The organism is Sphingopyxis sp. JAI128, assembly GCF_014207235.1.
Lineage (GTDB): Bacteria > Pseudomonadota > Alphaproteobacteria > Sphingomonadales > Sphingomonadaceae > Sphingopyxis.
Genome location: NZ_JACHDA010000002.1, coordinates 73,854 through 90,062, shown reverse-complemented (window position 1 = coordinate 90,062; position 16,209 = coordinate 73,854). Strand labels below are relative to the sequence as shown.

At 64.3% G+C, this 16,209-nt stretch carries 10 protein-coding genes; 8 read left to right on the top strand and 2 right to left on the bottom strand.

Annotation, left to right across the window (positions count from 1 at the left end; translation table 11 throughout):
* Positions 1-3 precede the first annotated feature (3 nt).
* From HDC35_RS04420 to HDC35_RS04405, 4 genes are all read left to right on the top strand, one after another.
* Positions 4-900: an oxidoreductase gene (locus HDC35_RS04420; RefSeq protein WP_184644138.1), complete on the top strand. Its 897-nt coding sequence runs from the start codon at positions 4-6 to the stop codon at positions 898-900.
* Positions 901-1,117: 217 nt separating this feature from the next.
* Complete coding sequence (locus HDC35_RS04415) at positions 1,118-2,257, top strand: site-specific DNA-methyltransferase (protein WP_184644136.1); 1,140 nt, start codon at positions 1,118-1,120, stop codon at positions 2,255-2,257.
* On the top strand, positions 2,257-3,387 hold the full coding sequence (folP, locus tag HDC35_RS04410; protein ID WP_184644134.1) for a dihydropteroate synthase: 1,131 nt from the start codon (positions 2,257-2,259) through the stop codon (positions 3,385-3,387). The genes HDC35_RS04415 and folP overlap by 1 nt, the downstream gene beginning before the upstream one ends.
* 88 nt (positions 3,388-3,475) lie before the next feature.
* Positions 3,476-3,856, top strand: coding sequence for a host attachment protein (locus HDC35_RS04405; RefSeq protein WP_184644132.1), 381 nt, complete (start codon positions 3,476-3,478; stop codon positions 3,854-3,856).
* A 7-nt stretch (positions 3,857-3,863) separates the two neighbouring features.
* On the opposite strand, the gene HDC35_RS04400 is transcribed toward HDC35_RS04405, so the two are convergent.
* On the bottom strand, positions 3,864-5,294 hold the full coding sequence (locus HDC35_RS04400) for a sigma-54-dependent transcriptional regulator (protein WP_058803879.1): 1,431 nt from the start codon (positions 5,292-5,294) through the stop codon (positions 3,864-3,866).
* Between the two features lie 231 nt (positions 5,295-5,525).
* Here HDC35_RS04400 and HDC35_RS04395 point away from each other — a divergent pair, with 231 nt between their 5' ends.
* The 3 genes from HDC35_RS04395 to HDC35_RS04385 all read left to right on the top strand — a co-directional run bounded on the left by HDC35_RS04395 (position 5,526) and on the right by HDC35_RS04385 (position 7,542).
* Positions 5,526-5,648 carry an aa3-type cytochrome c oxidase subunit IV gene (locus HDC35_RS04395; protein WP_184644130.1) on the top strand — a complete coding sequence of 41 codons (123 nt, stop codon included), beginning with the start codon at positions 5,526-5,528 and terminating at the stop codon, positions 5,646-5,648.
* A 10-nt stretch (positions 5,649-5,658) separates the two neighbouring features.
* Positions 5,659-6,780, top strand: a complete 1,122-nt coding sequence (locus HDC35_RS04390; protein WP_184644128.1) for an NAD(P) transhydrogenase subunit alpha — start codon at positions 5,659-5,661, stop codon at positions 6,778-6,780.
* A 144-nt stretch (positions 6,781-6,924) separates the two neighbouring features.
* Positions 6,925-7,542 (top strand): response regulator transcription factor, encoded by a 618-nt coding sequence (locus HDC35_RS04385; protein ID WP_184644126.1) that lies wholly within the window; start codon positions 6,925-6,927, stop codon positions 7,540-7,542.
* On the opposite strand, the gene HDC35_RS04380 is transcribed toward HDC35_RS04385, so the two are convergent.
* Entirely contained in the window at positions 7,528-9,807 is a 2,280-nt protein-coding gene (locus tag HDC35_RS04380; RefSeq protein WP_184644124.1) for a sensor histidine kinase, read from the bottom strand. The genes HDC35_RS04385 and HDC35_RS04380 overlap by 15 nt on opposite strands.
* A 314-nt stretch (positions 9,808-10,121) precedes the next feature.
* Between HDC35_RS04380 and HDC35_RS04375 the strand changes: the two genes are divergently transcribed.
* Positions 10,122-16,025 carry an autotransporter domain-containing protein gene (locus tag HDC35_RS04375; RefSeq protein ID WP_184644122.1) on the top strand — a complete coding sequence of 1,968 codons (5,904 nt, stop codon included), beginning with the start codon at positions 10,122-10,124 and terminating at the stop codon, positions 16,023-16,025.
* The last annotated feature ends 184 nt before the right edge of the window (positions 16,026-16,209 follow it).

Below are 16,209 nucleotides of genomic sequence, written 5' to 3'. Positions count from 1 at the left end.
GCGATGCGCAGCGGATTTACGGCCGACGATGTCGGCACGCAAACAGGCCGGCGCTTCCTCGTCACCGGGGCCAACGCCGGTATCGGGTTCGAGGTTTCGAGGGTGCTGGCCGCACGCGGCGCCCATGTCGTCCTCGCATGCCGCGATGCCGGAAGGGCGGAGGCGGCGATGAACCGTATCCGCGTCGACGTGCCAGGGGCCGATCTATCGTTCCAGCCGCTCGACCTCGCCGATCTCGATCAGGTTCGCGATGCCGCGAAGGCGATATTGTCGGCGCCGCGGATCGACGTCCTGGTGAACAATGCCGGGGTGATGATCCCGCCCCGAGCGCCGACCAAACAGGGGTATGAGCTGCAATTCGGGGTCAACCACCTCGGCACCTTCGCGCTGACAGGGCTGGTCCATCCGCATGTCGACGATCGCATCGTCGTCACGGGCAGCATCGCACACAAGAGCGGGGAAATGGATTACAGCGACCTGTCGGCGTCGCGCAGCTATAATAACTGGGCGCGTTACCAGATGAGCAAACTCGCGAACCTGCTCTTCCTGTTCGAGCTCGACCGCCGGTTGAGCGCCGCGGGCCGCGCGACCCAGGCGATCGGTTGCCATCCAGGCGTCGCGCTCACCGAATTGCAGCGGCACCTGCCGTTGCCGCTGCGCGCGATGACGCCACTCGCCTCGCCCTTCTTCAACAGCGCGGCGCAAGGGGCGTGGCCCACGTTACAGGCGGCGACGGGCGCGCGCGTGCAGGGCGGCGACTATCTGGGACCACAGGGATTGGGCGAGGTAACGGGCCGCTCGGGCCCGGCGCGTGCGGCGCGCATGGCGCGCGATCCGAAGCTGGCGAGCGAGCTGTGGATGCGGTCGATCGAACTGACCGGGGTCGATCCGGGGCTTTGAACCGTCGCGGCGAATTTTTTTCGCCGGTGAGTCCTCATCGCCACACCACCAGTGGTTGAGTCCGCGATTCTCCGGGGACTCCATATGCTGTGTCAGACTCCTTTCGTTCTCACCCCGTTAACCAATCAGTCACGCGGAATCCCTAGAGTCCTGCGCTTGACGGCGGTTGCTGCCTGACTCATCAGGGCCTTCTTTCAGTCGAGGACAGGGGCGAAACATGGGTGTAATGGAACGGGTCAAGGCGCCGACGACGAAGCGGCGGACGCCGAAGGTCGATCCCGCGGACCTGCCGCTCGACAGCATATTGCAGGGCGATTGCGTCGAAATGATGCGCAGCCTGCCTGCCGCTTCGGTCGACATGATCTTCGCCGACCCGCCCTATAACCTCCAGCTCGGCGGCGATCTGCTCCGCCCCGACGGCAGCCAGGTCGACGCTGTCGACGACGACTGGGACAAGTTCGACAGCCTTGCCACCTATGATCGCTTCACCCACGCCTGGCTCAAGGAAGCGAAGCGCATCCTGAAGCCGAACGGCAGCATCTGGGTGATCGGCAGCTATCACAATATCTTCCGCGTCGGCACCGCGCTGCAGGACAATGGCTACTGGATCCTCAACGACATAGTGTGGCGCAAGGCGAACCCGATGCCCAATTTCAAGGGCACGCGCTTCACCAACGCGCACGAGACGCTGATCTGGGCATCCATGGGCGAGAAATCGCGCTACACCTTCAATTATCGCGCGATGAAGACGCTGAACGACGAGCTCCAAATGCGCTCGGACTGGCTGATCCCGATCTGTGGGGGGCAGGAACGGCTGAAAAAGGGCGGGACCAAGGTCCACCCGACGCAGAAGCCCGAAGCCTTGCTCTATCGTATCCTGCTCGCCTGCTCGAACCCGGGCGACGTGATCCTCGATCCCTTTTTCGGCACCGGAACGACGGGCGCGGTCGCGAAGCGTCTCGGCCGCCACTTCATCGGCATCGAGCGCGAGGATGACTATATCGCTGCGGCGAACGAGCGTATCGAACTGGCGCTGCCGCTCGACGAGAGCGCGGTGAAGACGATGATGGCGCCAAAGGCCGCGACGCGCGTCGCGTTCGGCACGCTCGTCGAATGCGGAATGATCGCGCCGGGGACGGTGCTGACCGATACGAAGCGCCGCTGGAAGGCAAAGGTGCGCGTAGACGGCAGCCTCGATTGCGAGGGGCAGGCGCCGGGATCGATCCACAAGGTCGGCGCGGGCGTGCAGGGCGCGCCGAGCTGCAACGGCTGGACCTTCTGGCACGTCGATAACGGCAAGGAATTGCGGGTGATCGACGCGGTGCGGCAGGACTGGCTGTTGGCGAATGAGGCCTGATGTTCCAGCCGCTGACCAAGCCCGACCTCGGCGCCGTGTCGGCGGATGCGCAAATCTATTGCCGTCCGACCTGCTTCGTCGACCGCCCGCACGAGCTCGATGACAACTGCCTGCGGATCGCCGATTCCATGGTGTGGTTCGCGGCATGGTACGTCAGTCTGCGCGATGGTTTGACCGTCAAATCGACGATCGTTCCGGTTTCCGATTGGGACGGATGGATCGCCGCCATGCCCGACCGGCTCGCCGAGGAGGCGATTGCGCAGCGCGCCGGCGTCGCGCGACCGCGCGGTAATCTGCAGCTCGGCGAACGAACGATCCGGCTGAACGAGCCACAGCTGATGGGCATTTTGAACGTCACGCCCGACAGTTTTTCGGACGGCGGCAAGCATGTCGATGCCGCCGCCGCGGCGGAGGCGGGCTTTGCGATGGGCGCGGCGGGCGCGGCGATCATCGACGTCGGCGGCGAATCGACGCGCCCCGGCGCCCCGTTGATTTGGGAAGGCGACGAGATTGTGCGTGTCGAAGGTGTCGTTGCGGCGCTGGCAAAGGGCGGGGTCGCGGTGTCGATCGATACGCGCAAAGCCGCGGTGATGGAGGCCGCGCTCGCCGCGGGTGCGAACATCGTCAACGATATTTCGGCGCTTCGCTACGACGACCGTGCAATGGATGTAGTGGTGCAGGCCGGTTGCCCCGTGGTGCTGATGCACGCGCCATCGGCGAAAAGTGACCCGCACGAGGACGGGACTTACGCGCACGTCCTGTTCGACGTATACGACATGCTCGCAGAACGCGTCGCAGCCTGCCTGGCGGCGGGGATCGACCGGGCGAAGATCATCGTCGATCCGGGGATCGGCTTCGGCAAAAGTGTCGGCGAGAATCTGGCATTGATCAACGGGCTGGCGCTGTTCCACACGCTCGGCTGCCCGATCCTGTTCGGCGCCAGCCGCAAACGGATGATCGGCGCGCTCGACAACGAGGCGCCTGTCGACCAGCGGCTCGGCGGCACCGTTGCGCTCCACTATCAGGCGGCGGCGCAGGGGGCGCAACTGCTGCGCGTCCACGACGTTGCCGAGAACCGGCAGGGGCTGCGCGTGTGGCGCGGGCTGCGTGACGCGGCTTTGACCGCCTGATCGGGCGAAAGAAGCAACCCCGAAGCTATCGATGCGTCTCCTTTAGGAGGGCGGCCTTTTCAGGCAGCCGGTAGCAAAGGAGACTTTCATGCAACTGCCCCACGACACCCATGTCGCGGTCGCCGACGGCAATCGGTTCGTCCTGTTTCGCAACGACGGTGATGAGGAACTGATCAACTTGGTCGATGCTTCCAGTCCGGACGTCGAAACGACAAACCGGGGTGGCGCCAAACCGGAACCCCGCGACCTCGACGAGCGAGGACATGCGGCGGGTGTCGCAGCCTTCCTGAACAAACTGGTGCTGGGCAATGAGGTCGAGAAGCTGCTGATCATCGCCGATCCGAATACGCTTGGCGTGATGCGCAGCCATTATCACGGTGAACTGGAAAAGCGGCTGGTTGGCGAAATCGCCAAGACATTGACCAACAGCGACACGAACCAGATCGAACAGGCGATCACGGCCGCCTAAGCCCGCCTCAGGCGGCGGTATCGATGCCGAGATCGCTCAATTTGCGATAGAGCGTCGAGCGCCCGATGCCGAGGCGGCGCGCGACTTCGCTCATGCGGCCGCGGTAATGGCCGATCGCGAGGCGAATGACGTCGGCCTCGATCTCCTCCAACGGGCGCAGATTGCCGTCGGGGAGGTAAAGCGTGACACCGATCGCCTCGCCGTTGATCGCAACCTCGCCGTCGCTGGCCGTGCCGCCGCCGAGCGTCGCCTCGATCGCGCGGAAATCGGCGGCGGTGAGGACGTCGGTGGTGCTGCCCACCGCAGCGCGAAACAGCACGTCCTGGAGTTGGCGGACGTTGCCCGGCCAGGCATAGGCGGCGAGCAGGCGCAGCGCGTCGTCGGTGACTCCGATCGGCCCCATGCCCGGCAGCCCGCCGATGCGGGCAAGCAAGTGGCGGGCGAGCGGGCCGACGTCGCCGCGGCGTTCGGACAGCGAGGGCAGGGTGAGCTGCGCGCTCGACAGCGCGTAGAAGAGGTCTTCGCGGAAATGGCCCGCCTCGATCAACTTGTCGAGCGGGCTGGCGCTCGTCGCGATGATGCGCACATCGACGCTCTGCCGGATCGAACCGCCGATCATCTGGACTTCGCCGCTGTTCAGAAACTCGACGAGCTTGGCCTGCGTTTCGAGCGGGATGCATTCGACATGGTCGATGATGATGCTGCCGCCGTCCGCCTGGACGAGCCGGCCGACCTGCCGATCGAAAGCGCCTGCAAAAGCCCCGCGCTCATGGCCGAAAAGCCCCGATCCGATCAGGCCGGGGGAGACTGCCGAACAATCGACCATGACCAGTGCGCCGCGCGCGCGCGGGCTGGCGCTGTGAATCGCGCGGGCGAAAACTTCCTTGCCGGTGCCGGGCTTGCCGTTGATCATCACTGGCACCCGCGCGCGCGCGGCCTTCGCGGCGATCGCGAGTGCGCTGCGAAAATTGGGGCTCGACCCGATGATTTCCTCGAACGCCAATGGAGCACGAAGCTTTTCGGTCAGCGGGCGCAGCTCGCCCTGGGGGCCGCTGGTCGACACGACACGATCGAGCGCTTCGAGCAGGCGGTCGGGGGCGATGGGCTTCTGAACGAAGTCGCTCGCCCCGGCGCGCATCGCGCCGACCGCGACTTCGACCCCGTTGCGCATCGTGATGACGACGAGCGGCAGCGCGGGACGCCAGCGGCGCAATTCGGCGACGAATTCGGCGACCGGCATGCCGGGCACGCCCTGATCGACCAGCACGGCGTCAAGCGCCATGCCTTCCTGCGTGCCCAGTTTGGCGAGCGCAGTGTCGGTATCGGCGGCGATTACACTGCGCCACCCGCCGCGCGACACCAACGCCGCCAGAAAGCGCTGCTGAGCAGGCTCGCTGTCGACAATCATCACTGTTCGCGTGTCGCGCGTGCTTGCCATCGTTCCGAATCTGCCCCTGAACCAATGAGTTTATGTGCTTGTTCCGCGGATGATCTGAGGTCTACCCAATAGGGGTAAAGGGGCGATTAAGGCCATTCGACTTTTGCCGCGCATCGCTGCCTTCGGCTATTGAGCATAGGCGAGCGCGTAGCTAAGACCGGCGCGAAGGCCGATTCTGGACCGGGCGCGGCGCGCTCAAGACATCGATCCGGCCGCTGAAGGGGAAAAGCCATGGCACAACAGGAAATGAAGTCGGCCGAGGAAACCTACGCGGGTTTCATCAACCTGTTCAAGATCGGTTCGATCATCACGGCGATCGTTACCGTCGGCGTTGTCCTCCTGATCGCGTCCTGACCGGACCGTGATGCGCATCGCCGTCTTGAAAGAGCTCGCCGACGGCGAGACTCGCGTCGCCGCGACCCCCGAAACCGTGAAGAAATTCATTGGGTTGGGGGCCGAAGTTGCTGTTGAATCGGGGGCGGGAGAGGCGGCGTCTGTTGCCGATGCCGATTATAGCGCTGCCGGCGCAAGCGTCGGAAAGCGTGCTGATGTCCTGAATGGCGCGAACATCATCCTGGGCATTCAGGGACCCGACCCGGCGACTTTGAAGGGCTTTGCCGAGGGTGCCTGGCTCGCCGCCGGGCTCAACCCCTTCGGCGAACGTGCGCGCGTCGACGGTTATGCGAAGCTCGGGCTCGAGGCACTGGCGATGGAGTTCATGCCGCGCATCACGCGCGCGCAATCGATGGACATTCTTTCGAGCCAGGCGAACCTTGCCGGTTACAAGGCGGTTCTGATCGCCGCCAACGCCTATGGCCGTGCCTTTCCGATGATGATGACTGCCGCGGGCACGGTCAGCGCCGCGAAAGCTTTTGTGATGGGCGTCGGTGTCGCGGGGCTGCAAGCGATCGCGACCGCGCGCCGCTTGGGCGCGCAGGTCAGCGCGACCGACGTCCGCGCCGCGACCAAGGAACAGATCCTCAGCCTGGGGGCCAAGCCGATTTTCGTCGAGAGCGTCGCGGGGATCGAGGGCGAGGGCGCTGGCGGCTATGCCACTGAAATGTCCGACGAGTATAAGGCGGCACAAGCCGAACTCGTGTCGTCGCACATCGCCAAGCAGGACATCGTCATCACCACCGCGCTGATCCCTGGACGCCCCGCGCCGCGGCTGATTTCGGACGCACAGCTTGCGACGATGCGCAGCGGCAGCGTGATCGTCGACATGGCGGCCGAAAGCGGCGGGAATGTCGAGGGATCGGCACCGGGCGAAACGAAGAAGATCCATGGCGTCACCGTGATCGGCGCCAAGAATATCGCCGCGATGATGCCCGCCGACACCAGCGCGCTGTTCAGCCGCAACCTATTCAATTTCCTTTCGGCCTTCTGGGACAAGGAAGCGGGCAGGCCTGTACTCGACGAGGAAATCGGCAATGCCGTGCGGCTGACACAGGGCGGCAAGGTCGTGAACGAACGGCTGCTCGACTGAGCCTCTCGTGTCGGCAACCCGGATCGCTGACCGGGTCGCGACGCCGGTTTGATAATATCACGGCGGCGTCACCCCAATATTATTCGGGTTGCGGCCGGTGCGATATCGGCGGAATAGCTGTCAGGGGCTGAGCGGGGCGCTGGCATGACGGTGAAGCATAATGTTCTGATCGTGGACGATCATCGCATCACCCAGAGCGGGCTGCGTTTCCTGTTTGATTCGCTCGATCGCTATGCGATCGTCGGTGCGCTCGATCGCGGGGCGACGGTGGGACCCTTTGTCCAGTCGCAGCCCGTCGACCTTGTGATCCTCGACCTCAACCTGCCCGATGTTCGCGGAATTAACGTGCTTGCCGAAATCGTCGGGTCGCGCGACATGACGGTGATCATCCTGACGGGCGAAACGCACCTCAACGAAATCCATTCGGCACTGAAGCTTGGCGCGCGTGCTGTGGTCAGCAAATCCGATCCGCTGGATCATATCGTCGCGGCATGCGACGCAGCGCTGGCGGGCGACATCTATATCTCGCCGCATATCGGCGAGGCGCTCGGCAAGTTTCAGCAGCCGCCGATTGCGCTGTCGTCGCGGCAAATGGCAATTCTCCATTATCTGGCGCAGGGCGAGACAAACAAGGAAATCGCCTATCGGCTGTCGATCGCGCCGCCGACGGTGTCCTTCCATATCGCCGAGTTGCGGCGCAAGCTCGACGCCCCGCACAACCGCAAGATCGTCGAGCGCGCAAACGAGCTAAATCTGCTCTGATCGGTCCGCGGCGAACAGCGGATGCGCGAGCAATTCGCGGCACGGGGGCTTGATCGCGACCAGATCGACCAATTCGCTGAGCCGCCCGCGCGTAACCGTCGTGTCGTCGTAGGTCAGCGCGGCGACGCGGCCCTCCACGCCGGCCAACCCCGCTTCAAAGCTCGGACGGTCGTCGAAATCGAGCAAGGTCCAGTCCTTGAGCTGCGCGCGCAACGCTTCGATGGAAACCGGGGTGGCAGTTGCAAAGGCGGCCGGCAGCAGGATCCGGATTTGGGTGCCCTCAGCTGTCGATGATTCGATCTGCAGCGTTCCATGCAATCTGTGAATAATTCGCCGCGCCGAACCGAAACCCGACCCGGTGCCCTGCACCTTTTCGTCCGCGCGAATCCGGGTTTCGGTACCGCTGTTCAGCGCCGCGACGACCTCCGCCGGCATTCCGCTCCCGCTGTCGCGTATGACGATGGCCGCCTGTCCGCCGGAAAGGGAAAGGGCAATGCTCGCGCCGCCACGCTGGGTGAATTTATAGCTGTTGCTGAGCAGGTTGGCGAGCGCCCGCATCAACAGCGGCTTGTCCGAAATGATCGTGATATCGCCTTCGACACGGACATCGAGTGACAGCTTCTTGCCGGCGAACAGCGTTTTGAACATCATCGACAGCGGTTCGACGAGCGCGTGTCCGGAAAAGCTGCTGAGCGCGACGAAACCGGAATCGCCGGTAGCGATATTGGCGCCCGAAATCGTCGTCGAAACGATTTCATTCAAATAGCTCGCCGAACTTTCGAGCATTTCGACCAGCCCGCGGTCGGCGCCGGCCCCGTCGCGTCGCTTGAGCACGTCGACCGCGCTGTTGAGCGCCAGGATCACTTGCCGGCTGTCATGCCCCGACGCGTGGAGCAGCGCATTCTGGCTATACACGGTTTCCAGGGCCGATGCCTTTTCTTCGACCAGTCGTTTCGCCTGCTCGCTCATTTCCAACCGTTCAGATAGCGAGCGCGCGTAATTGGCGTCGGCGGCAATTTTTTCCTGCTGGATTTTCTTGAGGTTCAACCCCAGCGCCAGCGTGACCATGACCGATTCAAACAGACCGACCGGACCGGCGAGGTGCCAGTTGATCGGCAGCCAGGTGAATACGCCCATCGATGCAATGGCGGCGTAGATGATGAACAGGGCCAAGCTGGCCCAGCCCACGAAAAGCGGCCAGAGCTGATAGCCGAGCTGTCTCATCGCCGCATAGCCGACGAAGGGGAGGAATAGCGCGACGGCGACCGCAACGAGCCACCCCGACAGATGCAGAAAAAACCGCATACCCGCCGGATAGGCGGCGAGCCCCGGCTGGAGCAGCATGACCCCGACCGCGAAGAGGACCAGAGCCTTCAGCGCCATGTCGCGCTTGGGGAAATTGACCTGCGTGTTGACGAAGCTCCGGCAGAATTGCGCCATCGACGCCGCGAAGCCGCATTTGATGAAATCCTCGACCGCCACGCCCGTCTGCGGTTGGTCGTAGAGGAAGAAGATCGTGATATAGCCTTCCGAATGAACGGTATTCAGGGCGAAAAACGCCTCCGCCACGGCGAGCCACAGAAATTCCCTGAACCCCGTGATCGAGAAGAAGAGGAAATTGAGCAGCAACAGTATCAGCGCGCCCACGACGACGCCCGACACCATCGAGATATTGGCGCGCCGTTCCTTGAAGAAGCTGCCATAGCTCTGGATTCGGAGCGGCATATAGGTCGAATTTTCGGAGACGAACTCGATGGCGACCAGCTTTTCCTGCCGCGGAGCAAGCACGAGTTCCTGGCTGAAAGCCTGATAGGTACCGAGGTTGCGCCGCGCGGCCTCTGAATCGGTGCCGTCGACGATCAGCGAGAGCCGGCCGCCCTGCGCCTCATAGAGCCGAAAATGCTTGAGCGATCCGCGGCCGGTGCTCAGGATCCAGCTGCCCTGTTCAGAGCTTGCATTCCGGACCTTCAGCAGGACGACGGTCCGGGTGCCCGGCGGTCCGAAATGAATCGTCGGACCCTCGATGCGTTGCAATGGACCGGCCAGTATTCTGGTTAGCTGAGGCGCGCGCGTCTCGCCGGGGCGCTTGGCGAATCGCACGAAAGGCGCGAGCGGCGGGGCGTCTTCGTGCGCCCGCAGCTCAAGTACCGGCAATTGTCCCGCCTCCGCCCGCGCCGCTTGCGCGGCGAGAAGGACCAGGAGGCCAAGAATCGCGTATAAAAATTTCATCAGCACCCCGCGCCGCGCGGGGAGCAGGTGCGCCATCGAGCACCCGGCGGGCGTGCGCTTCCGCGCGCCCATCATATTTTGCGACCCACCCCCCGGTGATCGTCTTCCGTAACGGTCCCGGGCGCCTGTGCGCAAGGGGGGCAGCAACGCCCTGTCGCAAAATCACCCTAAAAAACATTGGGTAGACGCTACGCCGCGCCTCCTTCTAGTCATCGCGCACAAAGCCGGGGGTGATCGAACCCGATGGGCTTGAGGGGCGCATAATTTCTAAGGCGGGGTGGACCAGTCGGAGAGCCTGATGGCTCTCCGGCGAACCTCTTGCCTTGCCTGCTACGTCAAGGGGAAAGATCATGTCACGCATTTCGAAATCTCGCCTGCTCGCCACGAGTGCGATCGTCGGTCTGTCAATCGGACAGGTGATTTCGTCCGCCGGCGCCCAGGAAGCCTTTGGCATCCACAACGACCAGCCCGAGCTGCTGGAAGTCGTGGTCGGCGAGGACGAGGAAGTCGGGGGGAGCGATATCGGCATCTACGCCGACAATGGTCCGGTAACGGTCGACAATGCGGGCGAGATTCGGGGCAACGGCACCAGCATCGGCAGCATCGAAAGCCGGCCCAGCGGCGGGATCGTCATCTCCCAGCCAGGATCGAGCGTGACCAACAGCGGCGACATCACGGGCGGTTCCAACGGTATCGCCACGTCCTATTTTTTCAGCGAGGATGAAAATGACGACGAATTGCCGCCCGAACCCCGCGCGGCGAACACGACGGTCGTCAACACGGGCATAATCCGCGGCGACGCGGGCAACGGCGTCGCGCTGGCCGGTGGTGGCAGCGTCACAAACAATGACGGCCTGATCCAGGGCTTCAACGGCGCGCCGGGCAGCGGAATCAACGGGATCGGCGTCGTTATTACCGAATTCCCCGACGCCATCGCGGCGGACGCCACCGGCGTTGGCACGGTCACAAATATCGATACGGGGATCATCGAGGGGCAGACCTTTGGCGTCGTTTTGCAGGGCGGCGGAACGATCAACAACGAAGGCGGCAGGATCCAGGCCACCGGCCAGTTCAACCCGGCCATTCCCGGCGCCCAGGTTCCCTTCGGGATCGTCATGGGCGCGACGCCCGAACAGACCGGGCGGAGCGCGACGTTGAACAACGAGGGCGTCGTCCTCGGCTTTTTCGGTGTGCTCGCGGGCGGCGCGCTGGAAACGACAACGATCAACAATGAAGGTATCATCAACGGGGCCGCCGGGGCGATCCTGGGACAGTCGAACGGCGAACTGATCGTCAACAATGGCGAAGGCGCCGAAATCGCATCGGGCGGCAATGGCATCCAGGCGGCGATCAGCAAGCTGACGGTCGACAATGCAGGCACGATCCGCAGCGATTCGCAGAACGGGATCAACATCCTGACCGCCGATGCCGCGATCACAAACAGCGGGACGATCCGCGGCGGGCAGTTCGGGATCGTCACCAATGCGCAGCCGGCGACGCCGCAGGGTCCCGGGGCGTTCATTGCAGCCAACACCGCGGTGACCAACAGCGGCACGATCTTGGGCAACAATAATGATGGCGTCCGGCTCGTCGGCGGCGGCGCGGTGGTCAACAGCGGCGTGATCAGCGGCCTCAACAACGCCCAATCCGACGGCGTCAACATGTACGCCTATGACGGGCAGGATCCGGCTACCTATGTGTCGAGCGTCACGAACAGCGCCGAGGGGCAGATCACCGGCGTGCGCGCCGGTGTCGCTTTGTCGTCGGGTGGCACGGTGGACAATGCCGGTGCGATCGACGGCAACGGCTTGGGTGTGTTGATCCAGAATGGCGAAGCCCCCTTGACCGGGGCGATCACGAACAGCGGTACGATCAACGGCCTCGCGGGTGACGGGATCGTCGGTTTCGGCAATCTGGAAAGCTTCTCGGTTGCCAACAGCGGCGCGATCGCCGGCGCGGCCGGCGACGGCGTGTATGCATCGATAAACAATGGCACGACGGTGATCGAAAACGCTGAAGACGGCACGATCACCGGCGCCGCGTCGGGCGTTCATGCCGAACTCGGCGGGCTCGACCTCACCAACGCAGGCACCATTCATGGCGACGGGGTCAATCCGGGCTTCGACGCGCCGCCCGACGCGGGCGTCACCATTTCGGGCGGGCCCAGCTCGGTCGTCAACAGCGGCAGCATCACCGGTAATCGTTTCGGCATCACGACCGCCAATTATTTCAATCCCGCGACCGGCCAGCTTCAGGGCCTCGCGACCGGCACCACTGTGGTCAACAGCGGCACCATTTACGGATATAACGACGATGGCGTGCGCCTGATCGGCGGCGGCAGCGTGACGAACAGCGGCGAGATCGGCGGCCAGATCGACGCCTTTGCCGATGGCGTGTCGATGTTCGCCTACACCGACCAGGCGAACGAGGATTATAGCGCGCTCGTCACCAACGAGACCGAGGGGCGGATCATCGGCGTCCGCTTCGGCGTCATCCTGTCGGGCGGCGGCGATGTCGTGAACGACGGCGAAATCCTTGGCGCCTCGGGCGGCGTCTATGTCCAGGGCACCGCGCTCAACACCGATCCGAACGAGGAGCGCAGCGGGCTGACCGCGAGCATCGTCAACCGCGGAACGATTACCGGACTCGGCGATTTCGGCGGCACCGGCACCGAAGGCTATGGTGTTGGTTTCGGCAGCGACATGTCGACCGCAACGCTGGTCAACAGCGGCACGATCAGCAGCGAATTCGCCGAGGGCGTCAGCCACGGCTCGCTCGCCGACCTCAGCGTGACCAATGAAGACGGCGGGGTCATCACCGGCGCCACATCGGGCATATACAGCGGCGCGGGCGGCACGCTGACGGTCGATAATGCGGGCACCATCCGCGGTAACGGCACCTATGACGGCTTCGCCGCACCGCCCGACGCCGGGATCACTATCGGCACCGCGGCATCGAGCGTGACCAACAGCGGCACCATTTCGGGAGCGAGCGCGGGTATCACCACCGCGTCGCTGTTCGACGAGGAAGCCGGCACGCTCGTCGGTCTCGCCATCGGCACCCAGGTGACCAACAGCGGCACGATCCTGGGCGAGGGGAACGACGGCGTGCGCCTGATCGGGGGCGGCACCGTCACCAACAGCGGATCGATCCGCGGCGAAGGCACCACCTTCTCCGACGGCATCTCGATGTATGCCTTCACCGATCAGGCGAAGGAGGATTTCGGCGCCTCGGTCGTCAACGCCGAAGGCGGCGACATTAGCGGGACGCGTTTCGGGATCATCCTCTCGGGCGGCGGCGCGGTCGAGAATGGCGGTGACATCACCGGCGTCGATGGCGGCATGTTCATCCAGGGCACCGCGATCAACACCGACCCGGGCGAGGATCGCAGCGGACTGACCGCCAGCCTCGTCAACAGCGGCACCATCACCGGCACCCGCGACGACGGCCTCAACGGCTATGGCGTCGGTTTCGGTAGCGATCTTTCGACCGCGACGCTCGACAACAGCGGGACGATCACCAGCGTGGCGGGGGCCGGCGTGTTCCACGGCACCCTCGGCGACGTGACGATCAACAACAGCGCGAGCGGGGTGATCGAAGGTGAGGCCTATGGCGTCTTCGCCAGCGGTGAAGGCACGCTCGACCTGATCAATGCCGGCACGATCCAGAGCGCCGGAACAGGTATCGAATCGACTGCGGCGGCGACCAGCCTCGTCAACAGCGGCACCATCACCGGCGGCAACGGCGTCGCGGCGCTGTTCGGCGCGTTCGATGACATGGTGACGCTGAAGACAGGCAGCAGCATATCGGGTCTTGTCGATGCGGGCGACGGCGTCGATACGCTTACGCTCGACGGCGACATCCTCGAACTGACCGAGGCGCAGCAGCTTACGGCGGCCAGCGGTTTCGAGACGCTGAATGTCGCCGCCGGCTATTGGTCGACCTCCGGCTTCGTCGGCGAATTCGGCAATGTCGCGGTCGCCGAGGGCGGCGCGCTCCAGGTCAACGAAGTCGATCTTGGCGGCGGGGACACCTCGTCGCCGATCCTCACTTCGACAGTGCGGACCGACGGCCTGCTCGTGCTCAATTTCGGCACCGACGAAACCGTCTCGGCGCTCGATGAACTGACGATCGACGGGGCCGGGCAGTTGCAACTGATCGGCGATGCCGTGTTCACCGTCGATACCGCGAATATCGCGCATACCGGCGGCACGGTCATTTCCAACGGCGGGCTGGTGCTGACCGGCGTGCTTCAGGGCGACGTGAAGACCGAGGGCGATGGCTTTTTCGAGCTGGGCGCCGGCGGGACCGAGGGCAGCTTCGCGGGCAATATCGTCAACGACGGCCGGTTCGTTTTCAACCGGTCCGATGACTATGATTTCCTTGGCGCCTTTTCGGGCAGCGGTACGCTCGACAAGAAGGGCGACGGCGTCCTGGCGTTCATGGGCGATTATGCCTTTCAGGGTGTGACGAACATCCTCGGCGGATCGGTGCGGATCGGCGGGATCATCGACCCGGAGACCAATTTCGACCTCGGCGAAGGCGGCACGCTCGACATTACGGGCAACGACCAGACCATCGGCGGGCTCGAAGGCGACGAGGGAGCGAGCGTCGTTATCGGCGACAACCAGTTGACCGTGGCGCAGAGCGGAAACACCGAATTCGGCGGCGATATTTCGGGTGGCGGCAGCCTGGTCAAGGAAGGCGAGGGGACGCTCAACCTGACCGGCGACAGCAGCTATACCGGCCCGACCGCGGTCAACGGCGGTACGCTGGCAGTCAACGGTTCGATCGTCTCGCCGGTTACGGTTAACAGCGGCGGGACGCTCGGCGGCAACGGCAGCGTGGGCTCGACGACGGTCGGCGACGGGGGTACGCTTGCGCCGGGCAACTCGATCGGCCAGCTGACGGTTAATGGCAACCTCGCATTTGCCGCCGGTTCGACCTATGAGGTCGAAGTCAACGCCGCGGGCGAAGCCGACCGCCTCGACGCCACCGGTGCGGTGACGATCGACAGCACGGCCAGCGTTGCCGTTCTAGCCGAAAATGGCGAATATAACGGGCGGACCGACTATGTGATCCTGACCGGCGCGGGCGGCATCACCGGCACCTTCGGGACGGTGACGAGCGACCTTGCCTTCCTCGATCCGCTGCTGCGTTACAGCATGAATTCGGTGACGCTGTCGCTTTATCGCAACGACATCGATTTTGCCGACATCGCGATCGGCTTCAATCAGACGAGCGTTGCGACCGCGGTCCAGGCGCTCGGGGTCGACAACCCGCTTTACGAAGCGGTTCTGGTGCAGAATGCCGCGACCGCGCAGGCGAGCTTTGGCGACCTGTCGGGCGAAATCCTCGCCAGTTCGCTCAGCGGCCTGACCGACGACAGCCGGCACTTGCGGAACAGCCTGATGGGGATGAAGGCTCCCGCAGAAGGCGGCGCCTTCGTCTGGGGCTCGGCCTTTGGCAGCTGGGGCGATTTCGACGCCAATCGCGGCAATTTCGCGATGGATACCGATCACAAGGGTCTGATCGCAGGGGTCGGCATCGGCGGCAACGGCTTCGCCGCGGCGCTTTCGGCAGGGATCGGCAGTTCGGACTTCCGGTTCGACGGCCGGAATGACCGGGCCGAGGTCGACAGCAAATATCTTGCCGCGCACGCCACCTATGGCGGCGGCGAGGGGCTGCGCGGAACCGTGGGGGTCAGCTATGCCTGGCACGATATCGACACCAGCCGCGGCATCGCGGGCGCGCCGCTGGCGCAGACGCTGACATCGAAGCGCGACGCTGATACGCTGCAGATCTTCGGCGAAATCGGTTACGACTTCGTCACAGGCAACATGGCGGTGACGCCCTTTGCCCGGCTGGCGCATGTCGACACCGGCAGCGATGCCTTTGCCGAAACCGGCGGCAATGCGGCGCTGACGGTCGGCAAGGCCGATCAGAAGACGACCTTCTTCAGCCTTGGCGCGCGGGCGCAGTTCAATGCGGGCAAACCGGGCTTCCAGCCCTATGTCTCGGCCGCATGGAACCGTGCATCGGGCGACCGCGGCGCGCCGATCGTGTCGCGCTTTACGGCCGGCGGACCGGCGTTCGAAATCCTCGGCACCGTGATCCCCAAAAATTCGGCCGAGGTCGAAGCGGGTTTCGAATTCACCTCCGGTTTGTTCCGGCTCGGTGCTGCCTACACAGGCACGCTGGCATCGGACCGCAACGCCCATGGTGCAAGGGTCACTGCGCGCATCGCCTTCTGATCACGCGACCCGATCAGAAGCGATTCCCGTGGGGAGAGGCCGAGGTGACATGCGTCGCCTCGGCCTCTTCCTTTTGTCTGCCAGCGCAATCACGCGCGGTCTGCCGAGTTTCGTCGTGCACATCATCGATCGCGTCGGCGCGCACGGCTTAAAGTCGTCCGCTTAGGGACGGGCGGGCTCAGGG